This is a genomic window from Psychrobacter sp. M17(2026), from assembly GCF_055699815.1.
On the sequence record NZ_CM146741.1, the window covers coordinates 655,395 to 681,917 of the forward strand.

Below are 26,523 nucleotides of genomic sequence, written 5' to 3' on the forward strand. Positions count from 1 at the left end.
TTTGAGAGTTTGGATGATAAGTAAGTTAAAAATTAATGAAGACTGTTTCTGCTCGGTGTACTAGCTCGGTGCATTTTCGACCGAGTTAGTGTCATTCCATAACAAGGTATATAGCTGAATCATCTCTTCTAAACTGGGTATGCGAGGATTATTATTAGGCGACCCTGACGCAAATGCTTGCTTACACATGGTATCGATTAGCGCATCGAAATCTGCTTTTTGTACGCCAAATTCAGCGAGTGTCGGCACCTGCAATTCTTTATTTAAGTTTTTTAGGTAACTCACCAAGCTAACGTTTGCCTGATCGTTGGTGTCGCTATAATCAGATACGCCTAGTGCGCGCGCACAGTCAGCATAACGATCGGGCGCACTCGCTATGCCGAATTCTGTAATGGTTGGCAGTAACATCGCGTTAGATAAGCCGTGCGGAACATGAAAAAAAGCACCGATTGGACGACTCATACCATGTACTAAGGCCACTGAAGAATTACAGAATGCAATACCAGCTAAGGTAGAACCTAGCATCATTGCCTCACGTGCGGTCTCGTCTTTGCCATCGTGATAAGCGGTTTGAATATTGGGCCCAATCAGGCGTAAAGCGGCGAGCGACTGTTGATCGCTATAAGCATTACGTTTGGGGCTGATATAGGCTTCGATAGCATGGGTCATCGCATCGATGCCAGTGTCTGCGGTGGTGCGCGGTGGTACGCTCATCGTCAGACTATAATCGATAATGGCTGCAACGGGCATAAATCCCATACCCACGCACAACAGCTTTTCGTTATTAGCGTCATCGGTAATGATAGTAAAACGGGTCACCTCTGAGCCTGTGCCAGCTGTCGTTGGTATCGCGACAATAGGTAAGCCTGCCTCGTTCACTTGACGAGGAAACTTATAATCGCGCATGACACCACCGAACTTTCCTAGGATAGAGATGGCTTTTGCACTGTCGATAGGACTGCCGCCGCCTAAGGCAATGAGTCCGTCGTAGTCTTGAGCTTTTACTAGCGACACTCCAGCTGCGATAGAGCTTTCGGTAGGTTCTGGCACGGTGTCTGAGAAGACATCGGCAACGATATTCACCGCTTTTAAAATAGCTTGTACATTATCGACATAGCCAAGCTTGACCATCATCTCGTCAGTAATGATGAGCGGCTTTTTTATACCTAAACTGGCTAATATCGTGGGCAGGTTTTGACAAGCCTCGCGTCCAATCTCCATGGTTCTGGGTAAAACAATACTGTGTGACATAGTGACTCATCCTTGCATTAATGACTATAAATGAGGTCTTAGTAAATCGCTGATTTATAGTACAAACTACTCACCAAAGTAGACGGTATTTAGATAAAAAATTCGTATAACGATAAATATTTTATCGATATTTAAAATTTAACAGAATATTTTTGTAATAGCAAGACGCAAAAAGATTAATTTTATCGTTATAATAAATAAATTTATTCGCTGAGAATCAGCTAGAGGTTTAGAGTAAGTAATGAGTAATACTAAAAAGAAGGGCTCAAGTGTTGAGCGCGTTTTGCAGATAGTAGAGGTTCTCGCCGCTTCGCAACGGCCATTAAGTGTCAGCGACTTAGCAGAAACGTTAGATGTGCCTGTGCCTAGTATGTATCGGTTATTGGATCAATTGCAGAACCTTGAATTTGTTCAATTAGATTTGCCAGGGAAGGTCGCTTGCGGGAAACGCACCTACAAGCTTGCCATGAACTTATTGCAAAACAGCGATTTTAAAAATGAGCGGTTAGCCATACTCAATGAGCTGTCAGCAAAAATAGGGGAGACGGTAGGTATCTCGATCATGCAAGACTTAGACGTGGTTTATATCGACCGTGTTATGTCGGATTGGCCGCTACAAATATTTTTACCTTCGGGCACTCATGTTCCCGTTTGGGCGAGTGCCAGTGGCAAAGTATTGTTATCACAGTTAGCGGATGATAAATGCGAGCGCATCGTTGAAAAAATGTCGTTACATGCGCTAACGACCAAAACTCAGACCGATAAAAAGCAACTGATGCAAACGATTGCCACAACGCGCGAGACAGGAGTAGGAGTAGATAATGAGGAGTTTATTCCAGGTATGGTCGCTTGTGCTGTCATGATTCCTAATGGCGATCAACAAGCCTTTGCGACGGTGTTCACCCATGGACCGACAGTGAGAAAAAGTCTAGAAGAGTTGCTCAGCTACGTGCCTCTTATGCAAGAGGCAGCTAAGGAGCTGTCAGTGATTTTCAGTCAGGATTACGAGTAGATAATGTTTTTGTAAGGTCATTTTATATTACTTACCAAAAGGTAAAGTTTTAAAAGACGGTAGTTCAATCTGTACGACTAGCCCTTGATGATCTGTCCTATTACGAGCATGTATTTGACCTTTATGCGCCATTATCACGGCATGGGCAATCGCCAGACCGAGCCCATAACCGCCCGTTTGACGCTGGCGCGCTGAGTCAAGACGGACAAAAGGCTCAAATATTCGCTCCACATCTTTTTCAGCGATACCGCCACCTTCATCTGCTATATTAACTTGTATTATTGATACCTGATCCGTTCGGGCTTTGTCTATAGTTATAGTTACTGTTGAGTGCTCAGGCGTATGTATAAAGGCATTACGAACCACATTCTCAAGAGCGCTATGTAATTGCTCCTGATTGCCAAAGGTTGAATACTCTACTTCATTGGTAGGGCGCTGCCACTGCAAATACACATTTTTATTTTGAAATTCAAAGCAGACATCTTGACTAATGTCACTGATTAAGTCGATCAGATTTATCGCTTCTTTGTCTGCTTTAGTCGTCGTATATTGCTGCATTTGTAAAGATTGAATGTTAATAATTTGCGCAATTAGCTCATTCATACGAGCGGATTCTTTTTGAATACGATCGAGGTAATGAGTAGCTTCTGGCGCATAGTCGCGAGTGAGCTCAGTTGCCACCTCAAGACGTGCCAAAGGCGAGCGCAGTTCATGGGAGATGTCACTGAGCATCTGTCTGCGTGACAGCTCACTATCCGCCAGTCGATCAGACAATTTAGCGACATCTTTAGCCAGTACGCCCAGCTCATCGTCACCTAGCTTAGATAAGTCGTCACCAGCTCGATAATCGCCTTCGCTCATACGGTGTATCGTAAACTGAACCCGACGAATCCGTTTAGACAGAGCATGGCTAAACCAATAACAGGCCAATAGACTGAAGAGTAAAATAATGCCAAAGCGTACAGGAAAGTTACTTTTTTGCAGTGCTATAAGCTCTGGTAGAGGCAGACGAGGTTGTAGCTGCACGGTATAAATAGTGCCATCGAGCGTGGTGACAGATACATCTTTAAGCTCAGGATAGTTATCTGTGTTTGGCACAACCTCTTGAACCCTCTGATTGGGTGGTAGCGTCGGTGGCAAGGCTGGATTATTCAATGCTTCGGATGGTCTATTACTCCCTCCTATTAAGGATTTAAACCGAGAGTATATAGGCTCGCCTTGTTCATCGACGATGATAATCTGACCTCGAAGACCACGCTCATTGCGATAGAGTCGTCGCAGGGTATTATAGTCACTTGATTCTAGTGCCTGTATCACGTCTTCACGGACAGCGACTAAATGCGATACTTGCATCGCCATCCGTGACTCTAATGCTTGCGCATTTATCCAGCGCTCTATAGTGACTGATATCACCGACGTTAATAGTAATAGCAGTAGCAGACTCAAAAATAGTCGCCAAAACAGCGGTAGTGACGGCGTCACTTTGCGCTTTTTGTTTACGTTGCTATCTAAGCTTTTATCTTGAGTATTCATCACAGTACCAACTGATAGCCTTTACCACGAATGGCTTTGATCGGCTCATCATGAAAGGGCTGAAGTTTTTTACGCAGGCGCGAGACATGGACATCAAGGCTGCGATCAAAGGGCTGTAGTTCGCGCTGTAGTACCGTTTGTGATAGCCACTCTTTACTGACTACTTCGCCCTTTTGCTGTAGCAGTGCAACTAGCAGATCAAACTCAGTGCCTGTCACTTGCAGCTCAGTACCATCGATAGTACAGATTCGATGACCTTGATCTAAAGTCAATCGGTCATGCGTGAGCGTAGGCGCATCTACTTTTGGCATAGTCGTGCGTTTGATAACGGCATTGATACGCGCTAGCAGCTCCCTTGGATTACAGGGCTTGGCAATATAATCATCAGCGCCGAGCTCAAGCCCAATGATCCGATCAATCTCATCGCCTTTTGCGGTTAGCATAATGACGGGCAATTGACTGCTGGCAGGTAATTGTCGCAATACGCTTAAACCATCTATTTTGGGCATCATAATATCGAGCACCAGTAGATCATACTGATAATCGGGGTCTTGTAATCGTTCTAACACTTGCGCGCCATCATAGACGCAATCGCAGCTAACCTCGTGATTGCCTAAGTACTCTTCTAGCAATTGAGTCAACTCTTCATCATCATCACCAAGTAATATATGAGTCATAACACAGTCCTATATTTTTTATTATAACGGTGTTTTTAGAATGCACTCACATTTTAAAAACGCTCATGCTGTTTGATCTGAAGCTATCAACGTATTACGCAAGTTTACTAAAGATAATAGCTCAGTGGTGACAAACGTTACCTTTCTTAAAGTTTCATAAATCTACGTAACCTCATTATTACTTATACTTTCCTTCGTAGACAAAACATCAATGATTACGACAACGTTATATTATTGATAATTAATATAGAACCTTGAGGAAATAATGATGAAAAAATTAATGATCAGTTTAGTTATAGCGGCTTCTAGCTGTTTCGCGATGCTCAGTCCAGCCAGTGCTGCTAGTCATAAAACAGAAACGCATTCCTCTCAAGTCCAACATCAAAAGGAGAAAGCAAAGACTAAGCACGCTGTTGTATCAAAGCACAAAGTAACCAAACAGCACTCAAAGCATGAGTCTATTAAAAAGGCTGCTACTCAGCATAAAAATATACATGCCAAGGCCAAGTCTGTACCTGCAAAACATTTCACGGCTCAGAAAAAAGTCAGTCAAAGATAGTCGTTATAGAGCATAAATTAATGACAGACACTTTGCATAAAAACCAACCTAGCAAGGTTGGTCTTTGTATTTGCAAAAGCTAATAACACAGAATGTAGCAGCAATCGTTACCTTTCTTAAAGTTTCATAAATCTACGCAACATAGAAAAGGAATATAATTTTTTATAAAGTAGGGAAACAACTTCAGTGTTTTTAATCGTCGATTCAAGCCGCTAAATTATAGCTGTTCATAATTGAAATTTAAGTGGAATAACGATGAGAAGTTAAAGTAAAAAAATTTAAACTCAATCAAAGAGCTGAATTTAGAAGCTCTTATCTTTTTATACTGATAAATATTTGAATGAGTATCTGAGCACTACTGTTATATCAAGGAGCATAGCCATGAAAAATTATTTTACTCTGTTTAGCACTAAAGTACGATTACTCTGTTTAGGCTCAGCATTAGCTATAGCGCCACTAACCTCTGCGTTTGCAATATTACCTATGATGTTAGAGGTATTTGAACCTAGCTCAGTTACTGTTGCTTCTGCTAATGAAAAGCAATGGAATAACCTCAATGATTCAAGTCGTGAAGACAGTTATTTAGATATTGACAGCAATACAGCTAAAAAATATGAGTCTGAATTATTAGCATCTGATGTGCAGCAAATACCTACTGTACGTCTTAGTGAACGAACGACCATTATGAGATCGACATCATAAACACAGTGATCTGCTATCGATAGCAAACACAGCAAACACAGTATCGAAAATTCAGCTAATATTTTTGATTATTAAAAATATTGGTTAGATAAAATAAATCTTTATTAACCAAAACAAATAAAAGGTATCACAATGAAAAAATTATTAATGGCATCCGTATTGGCAACCTCTAGCATCTTTGCAGTTACCGCTTGCACCAGCGTAGGTGCTACTACAGACACCTCTGCAAGCAGCTCACTGCAAAAACAATATAAAGGCACCAACAAGGACGGTACAAGAGGGCCACTAGCGCAGCTCAATCTAAGTGCTACGCAGCAGGCACAAATACAAGCCATCAAAAAAAATAGTCGTAACGAGCGTGTACAAACCCGTGAAGCGATACAGCAGGTATTAACCGTTGAGCAAAGAGCGCAGCTAGATAGCATGAAGTCAGAGCGAAAAAATAAAGGTCATCAAGGCCAACATAAAAGAGGTCAACAAAATCCGCTAGCGCAGCTAAATCTCAGCAGCGCCCAACAAACACAGATTGAAGCGATCAGAAAAAACACTAGTATCGATCGTATGCAAAAACGAGAGGCTATGATGGCGGTCTTGACCAATGATCAACGCGCGCAGCTCGAAGCCGCAAAATCTCAAAGACAGGATAAAGGACGTCGTGGTATGAATCAATAAACCTAGCAGTCATGACGGTATAAAAAAGCGCATCAGTTTTTAGGATGCGCTTTTTTGCATTGCCTAAAAGCAGAAGCCGTTACTTATACCGCAATTAGCGGTTCAAGATTTCGATGTGTTAGGCAATAATGTATTAGGTATTACTAGGGAAGGGGATAATATGATGATTGGTGCGCTCGGCGGGAATCGAACCCACGACCCTCGGCTTCGGAGACCGATACTCTATCCAACTGAGCTACGAGCGCATTAAGCAGGTTTGAATTAAAGACCGCTAGTCTAGCAAATAAAAGCCCCAATGCCAATAAACAAAGTTTGCTATTCAAGTTTTTGTATAAAAAACAACTCAGTTAGCAAACAGGCATGGCAATTTGCCCCGCTTTTCCCTTATAATGGCAAGGAGAATAACCACTAATAACCACTAATATTCATCGATCACAAGTGTGCCTGCAAAATAGCCAGCCACTTGTATTAGATATAAGAGAACGTGACGAATGAGAAAAGTAGTGATGTTATCGGCAGCTGCCATTCTAGGAATCGCTAGTATCGCGGTGAGCCAAGCTGAAGATGTTGTAGATACTCCTGTAGCTATCTCTGCAGTAGCAGAAGGTCAAGAAGCCGTAGCTGAGGCTCCTGCAGTATTAGGCGATGAAGTACAAGCCGCTGCGGATACTACTGATGGTGAAGCTCCCGTTGATGGCGCTGAGCTTGCAACGGATGCTCCTGTAGCTGTAGCAGCAGCTCCTGCTGTTGAAGAAGAGCCTATCCCTGAAGATACCCCACAAGTACAAAAGCTGATTGCATTATATCCAAACCTGATTGCTCGTATTCAGCCCGTTGGTACTGTCTGCTTTGAAGAGGGCGAGATATGCGATGTAACCGCGCGCTCATCTGGCCCAGCTGCTGGGGATGGTCCACGTGATGGTGCTGCTGTGTATAATGCAGTCTGCCAGACTTGTCATGCTTCAGGTTTGCTCGGTTCACCGATGTTAGGTGATGCTGGCGCTTGGGGACCACGTATTGCCAAAGGTGCAGATACTTTATATACTCATGCTATCAACGGTTTTAATGCTATGCCCGCCAAAGGTGGCGCTGATATTCCTGATGAAGAAGTTCAAAACGCAGTTGATTATATGATTGGCGAAGCCAGCTAATTTGGATGTTTTGCAATAACTAAAGGTAGTATGTATACACAAGGCACTTACTTTATTGAATAAGGTAAGTGCTTTTTTGTGGTCAATACTTATCAGAATTTATGACCTACTGAACGTTGTTAACTAGTGAATGTTAGTAGCTGATTAGTTTTACTTATCTCGTCATTATAAATAGTTGACAGTTGAAATCGGTGTCAATTAGCCTCACATTAAGGCCTTAGATTGATCTTAATATTTTATAAATTAATTGATAAACAAATAATAAAGAGGCTTGCATGTCTGAAGTACCAGCGTTATCTATTAAGAATTTATCCAAAACCTACGATAATGGATTTTCGGCTTTAAAAGACGTCAGCTTAACGGTACCGCAAGGCGGGTTCTTCGCTTTATTGGGGCCGAACGGTGCTGGTAAATCAACGATGATCGGAATTATCAGCTCATTGTTCAAGCCAACAACGGGCAGCGTTGAGATATTCGGCACTGATTTATTAGCTAACCCTTCGGTCGCCAAGCAGTATTTAGGCATTGTACCGCAAGAGTTTAACTTCAATATGTTTGAAAAAGTTGAAGATATCATTATTACACAAGCAGGGTATTTTGGTATACCTGCTAAAGAAGCTAAGCCACGTGCCGAGCGTCTGCTCAAAGCGTTAGGTCTATGGGATAAGCGTGATAGTAAATCCCGCGAGCTCTCTGGTGGTATGAAGCGCCGCTTAATGATTGCCCGTGCGCTTATTCACAAGCCTAAGCTGTTAATTCTCGATGAGCCAACCGCTGGCGTAGATATTGAGCTGCGGCGCTCGATGTGGGAGTTTATGCAGCAGATCAATGTCGAAGAAAACACCACAATTATTCTAACCACCCATTATCTAGAGGAAGCCGAGCAGCTGTGTAAGCGCATCGCTATCTTAGACCATGGTGAAATTCGTATTAATACTGAGATGAAAGATCTCTTAGCGCAATTATCCGTTGAAACCTTTGTTTTAGATTTAGAGCAGCCACTTACGAAGACGTTAACTATCGATAAAGTAACCGCGATTGATCAACCTGATGAGCAAACGATAGAGGTGACTTTAAGTGAAGGCGAGACTCTCAACGCTGTGTTTGAGCAGTTAACCAATCTAAACATTAAAGTAGCTAGTATGCGCAATAAGTCCAACCGCTTAGAAGAGTTATTCATGCGCTTAGTGGATAAAAATATTCAAAGTGCAGATAGTATGAAGGAGGCAGGGTTGTGAAAAAGGAAATTATTATAGATCCTAACGAGACCATGTCATTTAGTAAAAAATGGATCGCTTTTAATACGATATTGATGAAAGAGATCCGCCGTATTCTGCGTATTTGGCCGCAGACTTTGCTACCACCTGTCATCACTATGGCGCTGTATTTTGTGATTTTTGGTACGATGATTGGCGATAGAGTAGGCGAGATGGGCGGCGTACCTTATATGCAGTTTATCGTGCCAGGCCTAATTATGATGGCAGTGATTACTAATAGTTACTCTAACGTGGTTTCCAGCTTTTTCAGTGCTAAGTTCACCGCTAGTATTGAGGAGCTGTTGGTTTCCCCTGTCTCTAAACACGCTATATTAGCAGGCTACGTCAGCGGTGGTATCTTTCGCGGTTTAGTGATCGCAATCATTGTCTCTATCGTTGCGCTATTCTTTACTGAGCTGGGCATTGAACACTTATTTGTGACGGTATTTACGGTGCTAGGAACAGCGATTTTATTTTCGCTAGGTGGTTTTATTAATGCAGTATATGCACGCTCATTCGATGATATCTCTATTATTCCAAGCTTTGTATTGACGCCCTTAACGTTCTTGGGCGGGGTGTTTTATTCAATGGAAGATTTATCAACCTTTTGGCAAAATATCTCATTATTGAACCCGATCGTCTATATGGTTAATGCCTTCCGCTATGGCATCTTGGGATATTCTGATGTCAATGTTTGGTATTCGATGGCAGCTATTTTTGTCTTTTGCGTAATTTTTTATATTATTTGCTATCGTTTGCTTAGCGATGGTTCACGCATTCGCTTGTAGATTAATTGGTAAAAATACGCTTATCGCTTTATTTTAAGAGTCCAACGTTGTTGGGCTTTTTTATGTTTAAAGTAAGCTGTCTAACGGGTATTTATAAAGGCATATTTGATTCTTCAAATTCGCTTAGTCAGTAAGTGTCTAAAGTGAATTTATTAAGGTAAAATGCCTCAAACTATTATATTTCTTTATAAAGTCACTTCTTATAAAAACAGGTTAAATTTGGAAGGTAAACTATGAGCATTCACGGTATTTTAGGCGAGCAAACCACCGATTATCCAACTGAGTATAGCCCTGAGACGCTATATCCTATTGCTCGCAGCTTAGGTCGTGATTCTATTGGCTGGCAAGATGACAAAGTAAGCGTCGGTATGGACTGGTGGCATGCGTTCGAGATGTCTTGGCTCAATACGCAAGGCATTTCACAAGTGGCGATGGCGCGCTTTAGCATTCCAGCCACATCTGTATTTATTGTTGAGTCCAAATCGTTAAAGCTATATCTTAACAGTATTAACTTCACTGAATTTACCAGTTGGGATGAAGTGCAAACGCTAATTGCCAAAGATTTATCAGCTTGTGTACAGGCAGAGGTACAAGTTGAGCTATTCGATTTAGAGGATCGCAATTCAGAATTGATGATAACTCAGCCCGATGGCGTCTGTATTGATGATGCTTTGGCTGATAGTAAGGAAAAGGTAGCACTAACCCTTCATCCTGATGCATCGTTGTTAGAGGTTTTGAAAAGTAGTAGCGTTGATTCAAATAGCAATACAGAACGAACTTATCGCTTTTATTCAAACCTTTTGCGTAGTAATTGCCCTGTGACTAATCAGCCTGATTGGGGAACTTTAGCAGTTGAGATGACTAGTAAACGAGAGTTTGATCAGGCTAGTATGCTGCATTATATTTTGAGTTTCCGTCAGCATAATGGCTTTCATGAGCAGTGTGTTGAGCAGATATTTGCAGATTTGAGCCGACATTATCAGCCAAGTGAATTGATAGTAAGAGCTTGGTATACGCGCCGAGGCGGTATTGATATTAATCCTTGCCGCGTCAGTGATTTGAAATTACTACCTCAACCGAGTCGTTTGATTCGGCAGTAAAAACTGAGTACCAAATACATACCCCAAGCACGAAAAAGCGCCTATCTTTCAAGAAGACAGGCGCTTTTTTATAACATCAAAATTATTAATAAATTTATTTACTAATGATCTTCGCCAATACTTCATCATGGCTGAGCATTTGCTTTTCACCATCGCGACGATTGACGTATTCGTATTTGTCTTCAGCCAAATTGCGATCAGAGACAACAATGCGATGCGGAATACCGATGAGCTCTAAATCGGCAAACTTGACACCTGGACGCTCATTACGGTCATCGAGTAGCACATTGATACCTTGTGCTTTTAGCTCTTCATAAAGCGCGGTCGCGGTCTCCATGACCGTGTCTTCTTTTGACTTCATCGGTACGATAGCGACTTCAAAAGGTGCTAATGAGTCATTAACGTCCGGTGTTGCTGGCCACATGACGCCATTTTCGTCATGGTTCTGTTCGATAGCAGCAGCAATGATACGACTCACGCCGATACCATAACAGCCCATTAATAAGGTAACAGGTTTGCCATCTTCACCTGAGACCTTACAGCCCATGGCTTGCGAGTACTTATCGCCTAATTGGAAAATATGACCGACTTCGATACCGCGTTTGATCTGTAGTGTACCTTTGCCATCTGGAGATGGGTCGCCTTCAGAGACATTGCGAACATCGACAATACGTGTAATGCGAGCGTCACGAGCCCAGTTCATACCAATAGTATGCTTATTGACTTCATTAGCACCGCAGACAAAATCAGATAAAGCAGCTGCTGAGCGATCGACGAAGACAGGCATATCTAACTCTACACCGATATAGCCTTTGAGCAGACCTGCTGCTTTTAATTCTTCATCTGAAGCCATAGTAAGTGGCAAATTAGCCTCTTCTATTTTTTCAGCTTTGATGGTATTTAATTGATGGTCGCCGCGTAACACAATAGCGATCAATTGTGGCTCATCGTCTTCAGTATGACCATGAACGATAAGCGTTTTAACGGTGGTTGATAACGGAATATCTAAGTGTTCAGCGACCATTTTGCAGGTGGTCATGTTTTCTGTTAAGACATTCTCGCGCGCCGTTGCAGGCGGTTGACGCTCAGCGGTACTAATAGACTCAGCAAGCTCGACGTTCGCAGCATAATCAGAGGCGTTAGAGAAGGCAATATCGTCTTCGCCGCTATCTGCTAACACGTGAAACTCATGTGAAGCAAAGCCACCTATAGAGCCAGTATCAGCTTGCACTGCACGGAAATCAAGACCTAAGCGAGTAAAGATACGCGTATAAGCATCGAACATATCGTCATAAGTCTTTGCCAATGATGCTTGATCGACGTGAAATGAGTATGCATCTTTCATCGTAAATTCACGCGCGCGCATCACCCCAAAGCGTGGGCGAATCTCATCACGGAACTTACCTTGAATCTGAAAAAAGGTAATAGGCAGCTGCTTATAACTACGCAATTCACCTTGCGCTAGAGTGGTGATGACCTCTTCGTGAGTTGGTCCTAGTACAAAATCGCGATCATGGCGATCTTTGAAGCGTAGCAGCTCAGGACCGTAATCATCAAAGCGCCCTGTCGTTTGCCATAATTCAGCGGGCTGAGTCATTGGCATAAGCACTTCTTGTGCGCCAATATTCTGCATCTCTTCGCGAACGATACGTTCGACCTTTTGCAGCACCCGTAGACCTAGCGGCAACCATATATATAACCCAGAAGCGATTTTGCGAATGAGACCGGCGCGCACCATCAATTGGCTTGAGGCGATATCAGCGTCACTTGGGGTCTCTTTAAGTGTGGCAAACAAAAATTGACTGGCTTTCATAAATAAAGCGTAACCTTATCTTTGATTAATTAATAATAAGCAGGGCAGTGCGTAACAAAGGATCGCAAGCTTGATGCACAGGGTCTGTTTGATCATTCGACCGTGGCACTGACAGAGACTATTTTTTGATCGATTCTATATTAAAAATATCTAGTTTAGTCATTCTAAGCGGATCTTTTTAATGACGAATCGGTAAAAAAGAGCTCTGTCCTTGCAGGCTGGTGCTAAAATCGCCCTACTCGTTGTAAAAATCTAGCCAAGGCATCTGCATTACCTGCGATTTTTACCTAGACTAGGACCATTTTAGCTATCAGCAGTGCCTTCTTGTGAAAGATCAAACAGACCCTACATAAATGTTGATTATTCATCAACACAACTAGACCATGTTAGGTAAACTTCTGCTAAGACGCAATACCTTTTTGTCTTTTCGCTGATAACAGGGTGCAAACTCGTCATTCTAAGCATTAATAAGGCTAAGCGTGCTGCTTTATACTAAATATTTAACAGACCCTAGTTATCTATAATAACTTTTTGTCATGCCTTTATAAGCAATTGTGTAGAGAAATAGTAGCAGTAACTTGAAGTGACTTTCAAAAGGCTGCATTTATCATAAAGTAAGCAATGATGTCGATGATTTTAACCGACAGCCATTCAATAGCTATTAATGAGGCTGTTAATCACAATAAAGGTAGCAAATATGCCCACACCTGAGAATAGATCTGATAATGGCGACACTGTATTAAGCAAATCGCCCAAATCAAAGCCACAGTCCAAACCAGCTATTGCCAAAATGTCATGGTTATTATTGCTTATTGGCTTGGCCGCATTAGTTGCTGCTATTTATATTGCACAAAACAACAGCGACGACCCAGAGATTAACACGATCACCCGTGAAGGAGTGGTGACACAGATTCAGCAGCTCAATCGCCTGCAAACAGTGGCTTTTAATGTCGATACTATTATTACAAGCGAGCGTGAAGGCAGCTGGATGAAGCTGTGGCAGGATGAGCAAAAGGCGCTATTTATCGCTAAAGGACGCGTACAAGCAGGGATTGATTTGAGTGCACTAACCCCTGAGATGGTGCAAGTCGTGCAACCTACTAATGAGCAGCTAGAAGCCGCGGATAATTCGACTACGCCACTATCAATCATGCCGCAGATAAACATCACCATACCGCCCTCAGAGGTATTCGCGGTCTACTTAGATGATATCGAGATTTATGATTGGCAAACAGGTGTATTTGGGATGATGCAAGTGGACCCTAAAATACTTGAGCAAGCGCAAAGTATGGCCAAAAAAGAAGTACTAGAGCGCGCGTGTCGTGGTGATGTGATGACAGTAGCGTTAGATAATGCACAGACTCAGTTGCAGCAGCTGTTTTCCTTGACAGGGGCTACGGTGACGGTGAATACGCAAGGTGCTGGTGCTTGTCAAATGCCTGCGAGCACAGCATAACCTTTATAGATAAAAGCCTATTGATAGTTTTTGCTTGATATTACTGGGAATAGCGTTATCATATTATATAGCAAGACTTATTTATTATTCATCGTAGCCTTATCAATGCTACCGATAAAATAGGCTCGTATAATAGGAGGCGTTTATGACCGTTCCTAACCACAAACCATCTACTGATACTAAGCGCAACAAATTGAGTAAACGCTCTAATGCTAATGAAAGGCTATCATTTGAAACTTGGGTGCTATTGATTATTAGCTTTGCCTTATTGGGCTACGCTCTATATGTGATTCAAACTCGAATATTAGACACCAATATTGATAATATTCAAGCGACCCCAAGCGTTACTCAGCAATCACAATAGCGCAGCGACTAGTGAATTGATTCCTTTTTTAGCTTATTCACTAGTGCTGCCATATTATTAATTAGAGCATCATTGTTTTTTAAATTCTGCAATAGCGGCTAGTCGGGCGTCTTTGTGTTTGACGATAGGCACTGGATAGTCAACGTTAGCAAATTTACCTGATTTAGATAGCTCCTTACGTAGCTTGTCCTCATTATGCAAGATGCTGGCAGGTACGTCTTTGAGTTCAGGTAGCCACGTCTTGATAAATAAACCCTTAGGATCATGACTATTGCCTTGGCTAAACGGGTTCATAATGCGAAAGTAGGGTGAGGAGTCCGTGCCAGTGGATGCGCTCCATTGCCAGCCGCCATTATTGGATGCAAAATCACCATCTACGAGCTGCTGCATAAAATAACGCTCACCCCAGCGCCAATCAATAAGCAAGTCTTTGGTCAAGAACATCGCTGTCACCATACGCAGACGGTTATGCATAAATCCCGTAGCGTTAAGGCAGCGCATGGCGGCATCGACTAGGGGTACTCCCGTGTTGCCCGCGCACCATGCGGCAAAGTCCTCTTTATCATAAGACCAGCTTATCTTTTTATCGACGGCTTCTTTATAGGCGTGATGGCGTACTAGTCTTGGTTTATTGACTAAGACATGTCGATAAAAGTCGCGCCACGCCAGCTCACTTATCCAGCGGTTGATATCTTCGTTATCGCCATCGTTACCATGCAGCTTTTCCTGCGCTTTTGCCGCCTCAATATAGCAAGTTCTAGGGCTGATACTTCCTATAGTTAGATACGCGGACATATGGCTGGTGCCCTGCAATATAGGTTTGTCGCGGCTGACATCGTAGTTATTGATATCGTCAGTAGTAAAATCCTTGAGCCGCTGGCAAGCTGCTGTCTCGCCCGCAGCATAGTCCTCGCGTGATTGCTTGAGCTGTGCATCGCTATCGCTATATTTTAGAGCGTCCGTTTTTTGTAGCGCTTGTTTATAGTCAGTCAATAGCGTATCGCCAAGCGCCTCTATATCATCTGCATTATGAGCACTGGCAGTAGTCGACTTCAGGGTGATTGGCTCAAGCGATTTTGTATCAGCGTTATCACTGCTAAGGGGCTCAGCATTATGGTTTTGTATTTGGCTGGCCTCTAGCGTATCGCGCCATTTTCTATAAAAAGGGGTAAATACCTTATACATACTGTCGCCATCATTAGTGGTGATGCTAAGCGGCGGCAAAATACACTGATCATGATGACGGATAAATTCAATATTTTGTTTATCGAGTTGCTCAATCAATTGTTCGTCACGGTCAATCTCGTTCCCTTCGTACTCGTGATTTGCCATTACGCAGCCGATATTTTGACTGGCGCAGAGCTCATCGATAGCTTGTATACAAGTCGCAAAATCTGGGCAAACATAAACGTTTAAGGTGATATTTAATTGTTCATGCAGCTCTTGGGCTAAGATAGATAAGGTACGCGCAATATGATCGACTTGCGCAATTGAGCAATCATGCTCTTGCCACTGCTCAGGCGTACAGAAAAACACAGCGGAGACTTGCGCCTTGTCCTCTTGCGCACGCGCGCACAACGCGGCTAGTGCAGTGTTATCATGAATGCGTAAGTCACGACGAAACCACATCAAGTAATGCGGTGGCGTCGTGTTACTGTTATTTTCATTTTTAGCATTGGTTGTAGCGTTAGCTTCAGTCTTTTTAGACATTAAAAAATCCTTATCGTAATCATAAACAAAACTATGAATAAAAGTATGCTAGGATAAGTTTTTAGATGCAATTAATTTGGCATTCAGGTAACAAATCATAATCATTTCTTATGAATAGTGCGCCTTTATATTTCGTATAGGTGCTTACTCTTCACTAAGGTCACTCAATGCACGTAAAATTTTGTGGTTTTACTCACCTTGCTGATATTCAAGTGGCCATCGCATTAGGGGTTGATGCCGTCGGTTTAGTGTTTTATCCACCGAGCCCTAGAGCGGTAAATCCTATACAGGCAGCAGCCTTAGTCGCTGCCGTACCAGCTTTTGTTAGTGTGGTAGCATTAGTAGTCAATATGAAATCTGATGAACTGACTGAGCTGGCTAATACCGTTGCTTTTGATATTATCCAATTTCACGGCGATGAGAGTCCTGAGCGGTGTCAGCAGCTGGCAGACAGCGTTAATAAGCGTTGGATAAAAGCTTTACGGGTCAATACTGAGCAAGATAGTCAAGCTAGCGTGCTAGCTCAAATTGAGCAGTTTGCAGCGGCAGGGGCGAGTAGTATCTTGCTCGATGCTTATCATGCGCATAAATATGGCGGTACAGGCGCACGCTTTGATTGGAGCTTAATACCTACTAACAGCATCTTGCCTATTATTCTAGCAGGTGGTCTTGACGCGAAAAATGTCGCTGCTACCCGTGACTTATCTATTTATGGCGTTGATGTCAGCGGTGGCATTGAGTCTGCTAAAGGCATCAAAGACAGCGCAAAGATGCGCAGCTTTATGAAAGCGGTCAAAAACGATCGATGGCAAAGCGATATTTTAGTAGAAAGTTAAGCGAGCTTTACGAGCATATTTCATTATCACTGCTCAGCTTTTTTAATCATAAGTACTCTGTTTTATTATTCAAACTTAATCCCAAATATCCCATATCGTAGGAAATCCCATGAGTTATACTGAAGAAAAAGCACCATCTGCTACTACTCCACAAGATATCAATAGTTTTACCAATCCCACAGGCGTCGCTGACTTCAATCAGTATCCCGATGCGCGTGGACATTTTGGTGTTCATGGCGGCCGCTTTGTCTCCGAGACCTTGATGGCAGCGTTAGAAGAGTTAGAAGCACTATATACCAAAGTCAAAGCCGATCCCGCATTCTGGGAAGAGTATCATCATGACTTAGTCAACTATGTCGGTCGTCCAACGCCGCTGTATCACGCCAAACGTTTAAGCGATGAGATTGGCGGTGCGCAAATTTACTTCAAGCGTGAAGATCTAAATCATACGGGCGCGCATAAAGTAAACAACACGATTGGTCAGGCGCTACTGGCCAAAATGTGCGGTAAACAGCGCATTATTGCCGAGACAGGCGCAGGTCAACATGGCGTAGCGACGGCGACTATTGCTGCGCGTTTGGGACTTGAGTGTATCGTCTATATGGGTGCTGACGATGTTGAGCGTCAAAAGATGAACGTCTATCGTATGCGCTTATTGGGCGCAACGGTCGTACCTGTGACCTCAGGCTCACGTACCCTCAAAGATGCGATGAACGAAGCTATGCGCGATTGGGTTACGAACGTCGATACGACTTATTACATCATCGGTACGGTTGCAGGCCCGCATCCTTACCCGCTACTCGTACGTGACTTCCAAGCGATCATCGGTAAAGAAACTCGCATTCAGCATTTAGAAAAAACAGGTAAGTTACCAGATGCGCTAGTCGCGTGTGTCGGTGGCGGCTCCAATGCTATTGGTTTATTCTTTGACTTCTTAAACGATCCTGAGGTCAAAATGTATGGTGTTGAGGCGACAGGCGACGGTATTGAAACAGGTCGTCATTCTGCGCCACTTGCCGCAGGTCGTATCGGGGTGTTGCATGGTAATCGTACTTATTTGATGGCGGATGATGATGGACAAATTCAAGAGACTCATTCGATCTCAGCAGGTTTGGATTACCCAGGTGTCGGTCCTGAGCATAGCTTCTTAAAAGATATGAACCGTGTCGAGTATGTGGGCTGTACTGATAAAGAGGCGCTAGAAGGCTTCCACGAAGCGACCCGTAAAGAAGGTATCATCCCAGCGTTAGAAACCGCTCATGCGGTCGCTTATGCGCTTAAACTTGCGAAGACGATGAGACCTGATCAAACTATCGTGGTTAATATGTCAGGTCGCGGTGATAAAGATCTACATTCAGTTATGAAGGCGGAAGGGATTGAGATGTAATAGCTATGAAAAGCTTATTCAAGGGCTACTATCAACCAACGCCTGAACAGTTCAAAGAATTATGGGAAGAAGGTACATTTGTGTTTGACACAAATGTACTTCTTGGTTTGTATCGTTATAAAGTAGGGTCGAGAGACGAAGTTTTAAATGTTATCAAAAAAATAGAGAATAGAATTTGGATACCTTACCAAGTGGGTCTAGAATTTCACAGGAATAGATTGACCGTATTGGGTGAGCAGAACTCTAGTTTATCAACTATTAAAAACTCTATTAAAGACTCAATAAATATTATTGAGAAAAAGTGTAAGGATTTAGACCTAGATAAGAGACACAGTGAAATTGAAACTTCAAATTTCATTGAAAGATTTAGAGAGTTATCTGAAAGTGTCATAAATGAACTAGATGAAATCAAATCTAAGAAATTAACTAATGATGTTGATGAAGATGTGATTCTAACTGAATTATCAAAATTATTTAGTATGAGTAGAGGAAGTTTAGGTTCTCCTCCTAAAGATCAAAAGGTATTAGAAGAAATTTATAAAGATGGAGAGTTTAGAGCAAAGAATAAGATACCGCCAAGTTTTGAAGATATTTTAGCAGCTCAGAAAAATAAAAGTTCGGAAGAATATTATGCTTTTGAAGGCCTTAACTATAAATATGGCTATGGCGATCTTATCGTTTGGAAACAAATTGTTGAGTTTGCTCGCGAGAATCAGAAGAAGAATATAATTTTTGTTACTGATGATACTAAAGAGGATTGGATGCGAATTATAAGTTCGCATGGTAAAAAGACAATTGGTGCTAGGCCAGAGTTGGTTTCTGAAATATTTAAAGAGGCTGGTGTAGAGGTTTTTTACGTATATGATACTAATAGTTTTTTGGACTACTCTAAGGAGTATTTCGATATTGAAGTTTCAGACGAAACAATTGAAGACGTAAGATACACTAGTGATAAGAAATACACCGATAGAACTAAATACACTAAAAAAAGTTATTTTGTTGAAGATTTATGGACGATTGAAGATTGGGTGAATGAATCATACTTGTTCACCAATGAATCAAAAAATTTAAACATATATGATTTTCTAGCATTTGATGATTTCACTAGTAGTATACCTGTACTAGTAAGGCCTATAGCTAAAATACAAACTAAAATTTTAAAAAATCTGTTTGTAAGTCTTCGTGTGGACATAAATAATTTATTGATTGAAGATCCTAGTTATACAGGTTTTCACGTAGTTATAACTGTTCCAGAACCAAGTGATAATTTATTTGGTGAAAGTGAGAAATACAAATATTTTGAAAAGTCTGTGGAAATAAAAAATATTTTAAATGATATGTTCGACCCTAGTTTGAACTTAATTTTTACTATAGGCTTTACTTCTAAAGACCTTGGGAAATTTAGTAAAATATTCGAATATAAGATTAATAACTAATAATGAGACGCCCTATGACCCGAATTGAAAGTACTTTTGCCACTTTAAAATCTCAAAATAAAAAGGCCTTGATCCCTTATGTGATGGCAGGCGATCCAACTCCTCATAGCTTCGTCGGCCTGCTACATGACTTAGTCAAGCACGGCGCGGATATGATTGAGGTTGGTTTACCTTTCTCAGACCCTATGGCGGATGGCCCAACCGTTGCCTTGGCAGGCGAGCGCGCCTTAGCAGCAGGTACCAGCACTCGTGAAGCCTTAAACATGGTCGCTGAGTTTCGCAAGCAAGATACGCAAACGCCTATTATTCTTATGGGTTATCTAAATCCTGTTGAAATCATCGGTTACGATAACTTTGTCGCACTATGTGAGCGCTCAGGCGTTGATGGTATTTTGATGGTTGACTTGCCACCAGCGGAGGCGGGTAGCTTTACTCAGCATCTAACCGAGCACTCGATGAATGAGATATTTCTATTATCACCGACCACTTTAGCGGAGCGTCGCCAGCAAGTATTGACCCATTGTGGCGGTTATATCTATTACGTATCACTCAAAGGCGTAACGGGTTCTGCAACACTAGATACTGACGATGTCGCCACTCAAGTACAGGCGATCAAAGCGGAGACCGATCTGCCTGTTTGCGTAGGCTTTGGTATTCGTGATGGCGCTTCGGCCAAAGCGATTGGCGAGCATGCTGATGGTATTATCGTCGGTAGCGCTTTAGTGCAGAACTTTGCTGATATCGATGCCAATGATGCTAATGCTGTAGCGGCTGCCCAACAGCGCATTATGACAAAAATGGATGAACTGCGCACTGCGCTGGATAGTTTATAGCTCATAGACCATAAATGACTTTGCTAAATTTAGTTTACGTGTGTAAACTAATGTGATGTATAAATATTCATTATTAAATTAGACTATATTTGTCACAGGCAGGACGCACAATAACTGACGCAAATATAATGGTATATCCAAATACTCACTACACTTCTAAAATTAGCTATTAGGGATAAGCGTTTTTAAGCTCAATAGCCTTAGACGATGGCAAATAATATGACTGATACGATAAATAAATCTGAAACTCAAGACGATAGCGCCACTGATGCGACTGCTACGCAAGCAGGTCACTCTTGGTTTAATCGTCCTGTACCTGGTGTTAAACAACAATTAATGGCGCCTTTGACAGCGGTTGAGACTGAACCATCAACCAAATGTAGCAATTGTCATTCGGTCATTACTAATACAGCGCTGATATTTAACTGCTACGTTTGCCCCATTTGCGATCATCATCTGCCTATGTCGGCTCGCGAGCGCTTGCAATGGTTCTTGGATGAAGTCGATGGCGAGCTTGGGCAGGAATTTACCGCCAAAGATCCATTACGCTTTGTCGATAGTAAGCCTTATCCAGCGCGGATGGAGGAAGCACAAGCTAAGACGGGTGAGACTGAAGCGCTAATCGTATTGCATGGTAAGCTACGCAATATTGAAGTCGTCGCTTGTGCGTTTGACTTCAAGTTTATGGGCGGCTCAATGGGCTCAGTGGTTGGCGATAGATTTGTACAAGCGGCTGAAAAGTCTTTAGCCGAGCGTAAACCTTTAATCTGTTTTGCGGCCTCTGGTGGTGCGCGTATGCAAGAAGGTATTTTATCCTTGATGCAGATGGCGCGTACCGCTGCGGCTGTTGAGCGCTTAAGATTGGCAGGTGTTCCTTATATCGTCGTGTTGACCAACCCTGTTTATGGTGGTGTTACTGCGTCATTAGCTATGCTAGGTGATATTCATCTAGCAGAGCCAAAAGCGATGATAGGTTTCGCAGGTAAGCGCGTGATTGAGCAAACTGTACGCGAAACCTTGGAAGAGCCGTTCCAACGCGCCGAGTTCTTATTAGAGCATGGTGTGGTCGATGAAGTGGTGCATCGTCATCAGCTAGTCGATACGACTTATCGTTTATTGGCTAAGCTATGCCATCAGCCTAACGTTGACGCTTAGCCTATAATTGAACACGTCCTAAGCTCTCTAAAAGCATTTATCAATGATTGGTAAATGCTTTTTTTATGGTAACAACATATCCAAAAATAATATCAATGAGCAGTTTCCATAATTTATTAGCCATATGAATAGACAGCAACTCAATAGGTAATAACTTCTAACTGGGCTTTATATTTTGGTTTTTAGCCCGTTTGTTATACACTGAGCTAATACTTTGAATGCTGTTGTTACCTTCTCTTTTATTTAGGTTTTATTCATGTCCTTGCCCCTCCATCCTGACAGTACTCCTGATACGCCCAAACTTGACGCCAGCTTGAGCGAATGGCTCAATTATATGCAGCAGATCCATGTGTCAGCGATAGATATGGGGCTGGCGCGTGTGTTACCAGTAGCAGAGTCTTTAGGGCTAGTGCAGTCTGCCAAAGACGATGCTTTCGTATTTACTGTCGCTGGTACTAATGGCAAGGGTTCAACCACTGCTGTTATTAGCGCACTGTGTCAGGCAGCAGGCTATAAGACCGCCCTGTATCAGTCGCCGCATCTCAGCCAGTTCAATGAGCGTATACGTATCGATGGTGAGATGGTTAGTGACAGAACCTTGATTGATGCCTTTAATAAGGTAGAAGCAGCACGCTTAACATGCGCATTGACTCTATCGTTTTTTGAGATGACGACATTAGCGGCTTTGTTAATATTCGCTGAAGCTAATTGTGACGTTTGGGTGTTGGAGGTAGGGCTTGGTGGACGCTTGGATGTGGTCAATATTATCGATGCAGATATGGCAGTGATTACCAATATCGGCATCGATCATGTCGATTGGTTAGGAGATAACCTTGAGGCCATAGGTCGTGAGAAAGCGGGTATTTTACGCGATGATATTACGCTGATTTATGGTTCTACTGAGATGCCAAACAGCTTACAGCAGCTCATTGATGAGCATCGAGCGACTTGTTATCAAGTGAGTAAAGACTTTAGCTTCCAGGCTCAAGATAAAGATACTTGGCACTATAGCAACGCTGCACTCACATTACAGTTACCGCGACCGGCACTTTCGCTGACTAATACTGCCAACGCCTTATCAGCAGTATTGGCCAGTCCGCTCAATGTCGATATCGATGCGATTGAGCGAGCATTGACGACCGTTAAATTAGCAGGCCGCTTTGACTATCGAGAGATTAGAGATCGTCACTGGCTGTTCGATGTGGCGCACAATGAACAAGGGGTTGAGTTTTTATTAGTGCAGCTAATGCCTTTATGGCAGCAGCATCTTGCTGATATCAATAGCGCTCAGCAAGATGCTGCTGATGTCAAAGAATCTAACATCAAGATACTCTTCTCCATGCTAGCGGATAAAGATATTAATAGGGTAGTCGAGCAACTCACCCAAGCCCATTTGCCGATTACTGACTGGTATATTGGCGAGATTGATTATCCGCGTGCCGCGTCTATAGAGCAGTTAGAGACTGTAGTAGCGTCTTATGTTGATAAGAGTAACTGTCATGCATTTGCTAATTTGCCACAAGCGACAGCGGCAGTTATAGCCAACAGTCAACCGCAAGATTTGATAGTCGTATGCGGCTCATTTCATACGATTGGCGAGACGCTAACAGCGCTTGCAGCCGATTAAAAGAAGCGATAGTTAAAATAAATTAAAATGAATAATAAGCAGACAAAAACAGGGCGATAGCAGACAGCGTCAAAAATATGTTTTATAATCAAAACAATAGCAAAATGTGCTGATCAACCATTTATCAACTAAGAGATGTGAGAAGATGAACTTTTCGAGACAAGCCTTATTGGGCATTGGGATGATACTTGGCGGCAGCGTCATGCTATATGCGATGGTGCAGCAAATTGGCGCAAGTGATGAGCAGGCATCAGCACCTGTTGTAGTTGAACAAGCAGAGGTTGCTCCAGCCACATCAAGGCCTCTGACCACTGATATCGATACCGAAACACGCCTCTTGGCACAAAAGCAACAAGAGCGCATCGCCCGCATCAAAGCTCAAGAGCAACGTGCAGAGCAGTTTTTGACAGAGCAAGAGTCTGCTGAGGCGCAGGCACTGGCTAAAGCAAGAGCTGAAAACCAACGTTATCTCGATAACACTACACCAGCGGTTGAAGTTGACAGCGACACCACTCAAACCGTTATTACCACTCCTCAAGTTCAGCCGCGAGTTGATAAAGTTGAGCCACCGGTTACTCCTAAACCTAGTGCCAGTAATAATGTCAGTACTAATGCCAGTACTACCAATGACGAGGTGCAAAAAGCGGCACAAGCTAAACAAGCTGCTGCTAAAAAGAGTGCTGAGGATGCGGCAAAGAAAACAGCACAGTTAAAAAAACAAGCGGATGCTGAGCTTGCCGCTACTAAAAAAGCCGCTCAAAAAGAGGCGGATGCTCAAAAAAAGGCCAAACGAAAAGCTGAAGATGACAAAAAGGCGGCTGAAGTTGCCAAAACTGAGCCACCCAAAGCGCCTACTGATTATAAAGTCCAATCTGGCGATGGTTTAATAAAACTGGCTCGAGAATACAATGTACCTGTTGCCGCTCTAGCACAGGCTAACAATACCTCACCGTCAGCATCGCTACAGCTTGGGCAAACTATCACTATCCCCTCTCGTAAACAAGTTCAACGTTTAGAACGAGAGGCTGAAGAAGCCGAAAAAGCGCGTGCCGCTGAACAAGCCAAAGCTGAAAAATCAGCGAAAGATAGACGTGAGGCGCAGCAAAAATTGCGCGAAGCCCGTAAAGAGGTGAAAGAGACCGATGCTAAAGGTAGCTTTGGCGTGCAAGTGTCACTGGCAAGCAATCAGGCAAAAGCGGATGAAGTCGCTAAGAAGTTTAAGGCGGCAGGTTATGATGTAAAAACCAGTGCAACCAGTCGCGGTGTACGTGTTGTTGTCGGCCCTGAACGTGGCAAAATAGCCGCACTGGCGCTAAAAGATAAAGTGAACAGTGATCCCAAAGTTGATACGACAGGTGCTTGGGTGCTCTACTGGTAGTTAGTAACTGAGCTGATCATCACCTGATTATTTTTGATTAAAAAAATCTTCTAAAACACGACATTTATTGTCGTGTTTTATCGTTTATGGATTGCCGATCACCATGGGCTTAGCTACTATAGGCGCCACTAATATAAGCGCAATCATATAAGCAAAACTACTCACTATATCCTATAAGCGTAGTCGCCGATACAGGCTGCTGCGCTGTGATTGCTATTTTGCTCGCAATCACTCTACATTTTCATAAGGCAGAACTATGTCAATTGGCGTTATATTCTTAATATTAGCCGGAGCCTTCTTGGTGCTAATTATACTGCCAAAAGTATCAAAAAGCCGTCCTGCTAATAAAGAGCCAGATCCACAGCCCGTTCGCGGTGATGATTTGGCTATCTGGCCATTTACGCCTATGCCTATTATGACTGATACTGAGGTTATATTTTTTCATAAGCTGCAAAATGCACTACCTGAGTATCACATTTTTGTGCAAGTACAGCTATCGCGTATTATAGAAGCCAGTAGTGACGAGGCAAGCGAGCGCAGCTTTTGGTTTAATCGTATCTGTCGCCAAAGCGTCGATTATGTCATTACTGATATCGATGGGCAGACCACTTTAGTCGCGATCGAGCTGGATGACTGGACGCACAGTAGTAAATCAAGACAAAAAGCCGATGACAAAAAGGATAAAGCACTCGCCAGCGCAGGTATTGCTATCGTACGCTTTCATGCTGAGCGAATGCCCAGCGCTGATATGCTCAGATATGAGATTATGCAAGTTATAGAAACATACTAAAAAGTATCGAGCCGTACTAAAAAATATTGAGAGTTATTGATTTAGAATTAAGTTTTTGTATGAAGCTTCTAGAGCCCATTGTCGCTATGTCCAGATACATGCGGATAAATAACAATAGCTCTGTCGCCATAAAAGTATAACCCTGTTACTAGCAACTGCTCATCTACCCAGTTCACTGAAGGCAGGCGCTCATCATAAAAGCCGCGCTTGGTAAACCATTCTACATAAGTCGCTTTACGCAACCTGCTGCTATCAAGGGTTGCTAGAGTGGCGTTATCTTGCTTATCACACCACCTGTGCAGTGGAAAATCTTTCGCTAACCAGTCAGGATAAATAAAGTCAGTATTATGAATCGGCAAGAAAAACCGTCCTTTAATCACTGCATAACGCTTATCAATTTTGACCCGTCCATCCTCATCGGTACCAGTACCAGTATCGACCCAAACTGATCGAAACTGCTTAGTCTGCATATGCGTCATCTTACGCTCTAGATTATCATTGGAGTTGATGCCGACCCAATTTGATGGGACAAACGGCGCTGATCCCATAAAGAACTTAATCGCAAGTTCCCAATGTTCAGTGAGCTTGTCTCGATGATTATATAAAATCAAATCCAGCTCACCAATGGTTTGCTTGCCCTGATACAACTGTACGTTACTCGCCAGCATCTCATGAGCATGTAGCCCATGGGTATAGCCATCAGTTAGCCAAAATGATAACAAGCCCTCAAAGTGAAAGCCCAAGCGTTTCGGACTTGGTCGCCTTATCAAATAGCGGGTTAGCTGTTGGTAGGCGATAGTATTATCCAGCTCATGCAAGCGCTGTTGATAGGCCTCAAACTGAGTCAACCAAAACTCGCTACTGTGAACTTCAATGGTATGAGTGTTTTGTTGAGGGGAGAAGTCAATCCAGCGCGTCAAGACGTTAGGGCAGGCGAGTACATAAGCCAAATCACGAACGTACGGACGCTTAAATTGCTCCCAAGGGGCGTCGTTAGCGAGAGTAGAAGAAGAGAATGGAAGGGCAGGCTCGGACAT

The 26,523-nt window shown here is 42.8% G+C and carries 24 protein-coding genes and 1 tRNA gene; 18 read left to right on the forward strand and 7 right to left on the reverse strand.

The features are described 5' to 3' along the window. Positions 1–60: 60 nt before the first annotated feature. Positions 61–1,251, reverse strand: a complete 1,191-nt coding sequence (locus ACR63T_RS02750) for an iron-containing alcohol dehydrogenase (protein WP_472784703.1) — start codon at positions 1,249–1,251, stop codon at positions 61–63. Positions 1,252–1,492: 241 nt separating this feature from the next. Between ACR63T_RS02750 and ACR63T_RS02755 the strand changes: the two genes are divergently transcribed. Then, positions 1,493–2,263, forward strand: a complete 771-nt coding sequence (locus tag ACR63T_RS02755) for an IclR family transcriptional regulator (RefSeq protein ID WP_472784704.1) — start codon at positions 1,493–1,495, stop codon at positions 2,261–2,263. A 27-nt stretch (positions 2,264–2,290) separates the two neighbouring features. On the opposite strand, the gene ACR63T_RS02760 is transcribed toward ACR63T_RS02755, so the two are convergent. Both ACR63T_RS02760 and ACR63T_RS02765 read right to left on the reverse strand, forming a co-directional pair. Continuing rightward, positions 2,291–3,796, reverse strand: a complete 1,506-nt coding sequence (locus ACR63T_RS02760; RefSeq protein WP_472784705.1) for a sensor histidine kinase — start codon at positions 3,794–3,796, stop codon at positions 2,291–2,293. Continuing rightward, a complete protein-coding gene (locus tag ACR63T_RS02765) occupies positions 3,796–4,473 on the reverse strand; it encodes a response regulator (protein ID WP_472784706.1) in 678 nt (225 codons plus the stop codon). Before ACR63T_RS02765 ends, ACR63T_RS02760 begins: the two co-directional genes overlap by 1 nt. Before the next feature lie 265 nt (positions 4,474–4,738). Here ACR63T_RS02765 and ACR63T_RS02770 point away from each other — a divergent pair, with 265 nt between their 5' ends. From ACR63T_RS02770 to ACR63T_RS02780, 3 genes are all read left to right on the forward strand, one after another. Beyond that, entirely contained in the window at positions 4,739–5,032 is a 294-nt protein-coding gene (locus ACR63T_RS02770; RefSeq protein WP_472784707.1) for a hypothetical protein, read from the forward strand. A 381-nt stretch (positions 5,033–5,413) separates the two neighbouring features. Beyond that, positions 5,414–5,734, forward strand: a complete 321-nt coding sequence (locus ACR63T_RS02775) for a hypothetical protein (RefSeq protein ID WP_472784708.1) — start codon at positions 5,414–5,416, stop codon at positions 5,732–5,734. 132 nt (positions 5,735–5,866) lie between these two features. Further along, a complete protein-coding gene (locus ACR63T_RS02780) occupies positions 5,867–6,406 on the forward strand; it encodes a hypothetical protein (protein WP_472784709.1) in 540 nt (179 codons plus the stop codon). 168 nt (positions 6,407–6,574) lie between these two features. On the opposite strand, the gene ACR63T_RS02785 is transcribed toward ACR63T_RS02780, so the two are convergent. After that, positions 6,575–6,651 (reverse strand) — tRNA-Arg (locus ACR63T_RS02785). A 246-nt stretch (positions 6,652–6,897) separates the two neighbouring features. On the opposite strand from ACR63T_RS02785, the gene ACR63T_RS02790 reads away from it, so the two are divergent. The 4 genes from ACR63T_RS02790 (at position 6,898) to queF (ending at position 10,701) form a co-directional block, all read left to right on the forward strand. Then, on the forward strand, positions 6,898–7,557 hold the full coding sequence (locus ACR63T_RS02790) for a c-type cytochrome (protein ID WP_472784710.1): 660 nt from the start codon (positions 6,898–6,900) through the stop codon (positions 7,555–7,557). A 275-nt stretch (positions 7,558–7,832) separates the two neighbouring features. Beyond that, the gene (locus ACR63T_RS02795; protein ID WP_201571893.1) at positions 7,833–8,795 is read left to right on the forward strand and encodes an ABC transporter ATP-binding protein; all 963 of its coding nucleotides are present in this window, start codon (positions 7,833–7,835) and stop codon (positions 8,793–8,795) included. A gap of 32 nt (positions 8,796–8,827) precedes the next feature. After that, entirely contained in the window at positions 8,828–9,601 is a 774-nt protein-coding gene (locus ACR63T_RS02800; RefSeq protein WP_201573713.1) for an ABC transporter permease, read from the forward strand. A 233-nt stretch (positions 9,602–9,834) separates the two neighbouring features. Next, positions 9,835–10,701 (forward strand): NADPH-dependent 7-cyano-7-deazaguanine reductase QueF, encoded by an 867-nt coding sequence (gene queF, locus ACR63T_RS02805; protein WP_472784711.1) that lies wholly within the window; start codon positions 9,835–9,837, stop codon positions 10,699–10,701. A gap of 94 nt (positions 10,702–10,795) precedes the next feature. On the opposite strand, the gene ACR63T_RS02810 is transcribed toward queF, so the two are convergent. Further along, positions 10,796–12,514 carry a proline--tRNA ligase gene (locus ACR63T_RS02810; protein ID WP_305899632.1) on the reverse strand — a complete coding sequence of 573 codons (1,719 nt, stop codon included), beginning with the start codon at positions 12,512–12,514 and terminating at the stop codon, positions 10,796–10,798. A gap of 697 nt (positions 12,515–13,211) precedes the next feature. On the opposite strand from ACR63T_RS02810, the gene ACR63T_RS02815 reads away from it, so the two are divergent. Next, positions 13,212–13,970, forward strand: a complete 759-nt coding sequence (locus ACR63T_RS02815) for a DUF4230 domain-containing protein (protein WP_472784712.1) — start codon at positions 13,212–13,214, stop codon at positions 13,968–13,970. 145 nt (positions 13,971–14,115) lie between these two features. Next, complete coding sequence (locus ACR63T_RS02820) at positions 14,116–14,334, forward strand: hypothetical protein (protein ID WP_472784713.1); 219 nt, start codon at positions 14,116–14,118, stop codon at positions 14,332–14,334. Positions 14,335–14,403: 69 nt separating this feature from the next. Here ACR63T_RS02820 and ACR63T_RS02825 read toward each other — a convergent pair whose 3' ends face one another. Next, a complete protein-coding gene (locus ACR63T_RS02825) occupies positions 14,404–16,044 on the reverse strand; it encodes a cryptochrome/photolyase family protein (protein WP_472784714.1) in 1,641 nt (546 codons plus the stop codon). A 167-nt stretch (positions 16,045–16,211) separates the two neighbouring features. Between ACR63T_RS02825 and ACR63T_RS02830 the strand changes: the two genes are divergently transcribed. The 8 genes from ACR63T_RS02830 (at position 16,212) to ACR63T_RS02865 (ending at position 25,486) form a co-directional block, all read left to right on the forward strand. After that, on the forward strand, positions 16,212–16,880 hold the full coding sequence (locus ACR63T_RS02830) for a phosphoribosylanthranilate isomerase (RefSeq protein WP_472784715.1): 669 nt from the start codon (positions 16,212–16,214) through the stop codon (positions 16,878–16,880). A gap of 109 nt (positions 16,881–16,989) precedes the next feature. After that, positions 16,990–18,267 carry a tryptophan synthase subunit beta gene (trpB, locus tag ACR63T_RS02835; RefSeq protein WP_472784716.1) on the forward strand — a complete coding sequence of 426 codons (1,278 nt, stop codon included), beginning with the start codon at positions 16,990–16,992 and terminating at the stop codon, positions 18,265–18,267. A gap of 5 nt (positions 18,268–18,272) precedes the next feature. After that, positions 18,273–19,703, forward strand: a complete 1,431-nt coding sequence (locus tag ACR63T_RS02840; protein ID WP_472784717.1) for a PIN-like domain-containing protein — start codon at positions 18,273–18,275, stop codon at positions 19,701–19,703. A gap of 14 nt (positions 19,704–19,717) precedes the next feature. After that, positions 19,718–20,536: a tryptophan synthase subunit alpha gene (gene trpA, locus ACR63T_RS02845; RefSeq protein ID WP_472784718.1), complete on the forward strand. Its 819-nt coding sequence runs from the start codon at positions 19,718–19,720 to the stop codon at positions 20,534–20,536. A 207-nt stretch (positions 20,537–20,743) separates the two neighbouring features. After that, positions 20,744–21,691, forward strand: a complete 948-nt coding sequence (gene accD, locus ACR63T_RS02850) for an acetyl-CoA carboxylase, carboxyltransferase subunit beta (RefSeq protein WP_472784719.1) — start codon at positions 20,744–20,746, stop codon at positions 21,689–21,691. A gap of 256 nt (positions 21,692–21,947) precedes the next feature. Further along, positions 21,948–23,318 carry a bifunctional tetrahydrofolate synthase/dihydrofolate synthase gene (gene folC / locus ACR63T_RS02855; protein WP_472784720.1) on the forward strand — a complete coding sequence of 457 codons (1,371 nt, stop codon included), beginning with the start codon at positions 21,948–21,950 and terminating at the stop codon, positions 23,316–23,318. A 145-nt stretch (positions 23,319–23,463) separates the two neighbouring features. Continuing rightward, a complete protein-coding gene (locus ACR63T_RS02860) occupies positions 23,464–24,696 on the forward strand; it encodes an SPOR and LysM peptidoglycan-binding domain-containing protein (protein ID WP_472784721.1) in 1,233 nt (410 codons plus the stop codon). 256 nt (positions 24,697–24,952) lie between these two features. After that, the gene (locus ACR63T_RS02865; protein WP_472784722.1) at positions 24,953–25,486 is read left to right on the forward strand and encodes a DUF2726 domain-containing protein; all 534 of its coding nucleotides are present in this window, start codon (positions 24,953–24,955) and stop codon (positions 25,484–25,486) included. Positions 25,487–25,554: 68 nt separating this feature from the next. On the opposite strand, the gene ACR63T_RS02870 is transcribed toward ACR63T_RS02865, so the two are convergent. Next, complete coding sequence (locus ACR63T_RS02870) at positions 25,555–26,523, reverse strand: DUF1853 family protein (RefSeq protein WP_472784723.1); 969 nt, start codon at positions 26,521–26,523, stop codon at positions 25,555–25,557.

Bases quoted from the DNA above. Each gene is read 5' to 3' on its own strand.
- ACR63T_RS02750 (WP_472784703.1), bottom strand. From the start codon at position 1,251: ATGTCACACAGTATTGTTTTACCCAGAACCATGGAGATTGGACGCGAG.
- ACR63T_RS02755 (WP_472784704.1), top strand. From the start codon at position 1,493: ATGAGTAATACTAAAAAGAAGGGCTCAAGTGTTGAGCGCGTTTTGCAG.
- ACR63T_RS02760 (WP_472784705.1), bottom strand. From the start codon at position 3,796: ATGAATACTCAAGATAAAAGCTTAGATAGCAACGTAAACAAAAAGCGC.
- ACR63T_RS02765 (WP_472784706.1), bottom strand. From the start codon at position 4,473: ATGACTCATATATTACTTGGTGATGATGATGAAGAGTTGACTCAATTG.
- ACR63T_RS02770 (WP_472784707.1), top strand. From the start codon at position 4,739: ATGATGAAAAAATTAATGATCAGTTTAGTTATAGCGGCTTCTAGCTGT.
- ACR63T_RS02775 (WP_472784708.1), top strand. From the start codon at position 5,414: ATGAAAAATTATTTTACTCTGTTTAGCACTAAAGTACGATTACTCTGT.
- ACR63T_RS02780 (WP_472784709.1), top strand. From the start codon at position 5,867: ATGAAAAAATTATTAATGGCATCCGTATTGGCAACCTCTAGCATCTTT.
- ACR63T_RS02790 (WP_472784710.1), top strand. From the start codon at position 6,898: ATGAGAAAAGTAGTGATGTTATCGGCAGCTGCCATTCTAGGAATCGCT.
- ACR63T_RS02795 (WP_201571893.1), top strand. From the start codon at position 7,833: ATGTCTGAAGTACCAGCGTTATCTATTAAGAATTTATCCAAAACCTAC.
- ACR63T_RS02800 (WP_201573713.1), top strand. From the start codon at position 8,828: ATGTCATTTAGTAAAAAATGGATCGCTTTTAATACGATATTGATGAAA.
- queF (WP_472784711.1), top strand. From the start codon at position 9,835: ATGAGCATTCACGGTATTTTAGGCGAGCAAACCACCGATTATCCAACT.
- ACR63T_RS02810 (WP_305899632.1), bottom strand. From the start codon at position 12,514: ATGAAAGCCAGTCAATTTTTGTTTGCCACACTTAAAGAGACCCCAAGT.
- ACR63T_RS02815 (WP_472784712.1), top strand. From the start codon at position 13,212: ATGCCCACACCTGAGAATAGATCTGATAATGGCGACACTGTATTAAGC.
- ACR63T_RS02820 (WP_472784713.1), top strand. From the start codon at position 14,116: ATGACCGTTCCTAACCACAAACCATCTACTGATACTAAGCGCAACAAA.
- ACR63T_RS02825 (WP_472784714.1), bottom strand. From the start codon at position 16,044: ATGTCTAAAAAGACTGAAGCTAACGCTACAACCAATGCTAAAAATGAA.
- ACR63T_RS02830 (WP_472784715.1), top strand. From the start codon at position 16,212: ATGCACGTAAAATTTTGTGGTTTTACTCACCTTGCTGATATTCAAGTG.
- trpB (WP_472784716.1), top strand. From the start codon at position 16,990: ATGAGTTATACTGAAGAAAAAGCACCATCTGCTACTACTCCACAAGAT.
- ACR63T_RS02840 (WP_472784717.1), top strand. From the start codon at position 18,273: ATGAAAAGCTTATTCAAGGGCTACTATCAACCAACGCCTGAACAGTTC.
- trpA (WP_472784718.1), top strand. From the start codon at position 19,718: ATGACCCGAATTGAAAGTACTTTTGCCACTTTAAAATCTCAAAATAAA.
- accD (WP_472784719.1), top strand. From the start codon at position 20,744: ATGGCAAATAATATGACTGATACGATAAATAAATCTGAAACTCAAGAC.
- folC (WP_472784720.1), top strand. From the start codon at position 21,948: ATGTCCTTGCCCCTCCATCCTGACAGTACTCCTGATACGCCCAAACTT.
- ACR63T_RS02860 (WP_472784721.1), top strand. From the start codon at position 23,464: ATGAACTTTTCGAGACAAGCCTTATTGGGCATTGGGATGATACTTGGC.
- ACR63T_RS02865 (WP_472784722.1), top strand. From the start codon at position 24,953: ATGTCAATTGGCGTTATATTCTTAATATTAGCCGGAGCCTTCTTGGTG.
- ACR63T_RS02870 (WP_472784723.1), bottom strand. From the start codon at position 26,523: ATGTCCGAGCCTGCCCTTCCATTCTCTTCTTCTACTCTCGCTAACGAC.